The organism is Streptomyces montanisoli (assembly GCF_017813245.1).
Taxonomy (GTDB): domain Bacteria; phylum Actinomycetota; class Actinomycetes; order Streptomycetales; family Streptomycetaceae; genus Streptomyces; species Streptomyces montanisoli.
On sequence record NZ_JAGIQL010000347.1, the window covers coordinates 1 to 1,668 of the forward strand.

Genomic DNA, 1,668 nt, shown 5'->3' on the forward strand with positions numbered 1-1,668 from the left:
CCCCCCCCCCCCCCCCCCCCCTCCTCCCAGGCGCGACCTGGCATCCCGGACGCATCGGTGCTTGGACTTCCGGCGTGTGCTCCTCCGACCTGCCCGCGCCGCGCTGCGGCACGCGCGGGCCGACCTGCGCCGCGCGGTGTTCGGCGCGCCACCCGCCCCGCGGAGCGGCGACGCGCGCGGGGACGGTGCCCGGATGCCGGAGCCTCGGGAACCGAACGGAGCCCCTGCGCGTACTCTGGGTAGTAAGAAAACCGTCCCCGGCGCGGCGCCCGCACCCGAAGTCACCTTGAGCGATCAGGGCTGATGCCGGGAGACCACGAAAGGCCCCACGGGCCGTGCGTCACCGCGCGGCCCCGCACCGAGGAGTAAACCACTGGGCAAGCGACAGCCCGAAGGCCCGCCGCCCGCACCCACGGTGCAGCGCATCAGACTGCGCTACACCAAGCGCGGCCGCCTCCGGTTCACCAGCCACCGCGACTTCCAGCGCGCTTTCGAGCGGGCGCTGCGCCGCGCCGAGGTGCCGATGGCGTACTCGGCCGGCTTCACGCCGCACCCGAAGGTGTCGTACGCCAATGCCGCACCCACCGGCACGGGCAGCGAGGCCGAGTTCCTGGAGATCGCCCTGGTGGAGCCGCGTGACCCCGAGGCCCTGCGTGAACTGCTCGACGCGTCGCTGCCCACGGGCCTCGACGTCGTCGACGCGGTGGAGGCCCGGGTCCCCGGGCTCGCCGACCGGCTGACCGCATCCGTGTGGGAGCTGCGGCTCGACGGCGTGGCGGCCGAGGAGGCCGAGCGCGCCGTGGCCGCGTTCCTCGCGGCGCCGGCCGTCGAGGTCGAGCGCCGCACGAAGAACGGGGTCAGGACGTTCGACGCGAGGGCCGCCGTCGCCGAGCTGCACGTCGTGGCGGAGCCCGGCGGGGACGTCGGCCGCACCGGGGCGGGCCCCTGTGCGATACTGCGACTGGTTGTTCGGCACGAGACACCCGCCGTTCGACCCGACGACGTCCTGTCCGGTCTCCGAGCTGTGGCCGACCTGGCGCCGCCGGTCCCCGCAGCGGTGACCAGGCTGGCGCAGGGGCCCCTCGACGAGGAGTCCGGCACGGTGACCGACCCGCTCGCGGCCGACCGCGAGGCGGTACCCGCGGGCCACTCGAAGGCCCCTGGAGCCGCCGCCGCGACGGTGCGGACGGGCACGGCCTCCACTTAGGACAGCCGTCGGGCGCGGCCCTTGAATCCGGGAGCCACCTGGATCGGGCGGCGCACAGACCAGAAGACTTTCGCCAGGCCGCACCCGCGCGACAAGCGGGTGGGGAACCGGCGAGCCAGACAAGCCCCCGTGCGGCGCCCGCGCCCCGGGCGGCGGCGAACGCGCAAGCGCGGACAGCCGCTGGACCGGAACCAGGCGCGGCGCCCGGGAGCGTGACGGGAGAAACGCCCGGATGCCCATCGAGCCCACGTCCTCCGGCACGGCCGGAGAGACGACACAAGAGAACAACAGCCCCAGCGACACGCTGCCGCCGCGCCGCAGGCGCCGCGCCGCGTCGCGCCCCGGTAGCTCCACGCGTCACCCAGCGCGCCCACCAGCGGCGATCCCACCAGGAAGCCGACGTAGTTGAAGATGTTCAGCCGCGCCACGGCCGCGTCGCTCGCACCGGGGAACATCCGGCC

The 1,668-nt window shown here is 75.2% G+C and carries 1 protein-coding gene and 1 pseudogene; one reads left to right on the forward strand and one right to left on the reverse strand.

The annotated features are described in order from the left end of the window. Positions 1-415: 415 nt before the first annotated feature. Entirely contained in the window at positions 416-1,207 is a 792-nt protein-coding gene (locus JFN87_RS33060) for a TIGR03936 family radical SAM-associated protein (RefSeq protein WP_209346197.1), read from the forward strand. Positions 1,208-1,542: 335 nt separating this feature from the next. Here the strand turns inward: JFN87_RS33060 and JFN87_RS34010 are convergent. After that, positions 1,543-1,668, reverse strand: a pseudogene (locus tag JFN87_RS34010) (MFS transporter); the annotation flags it as partial.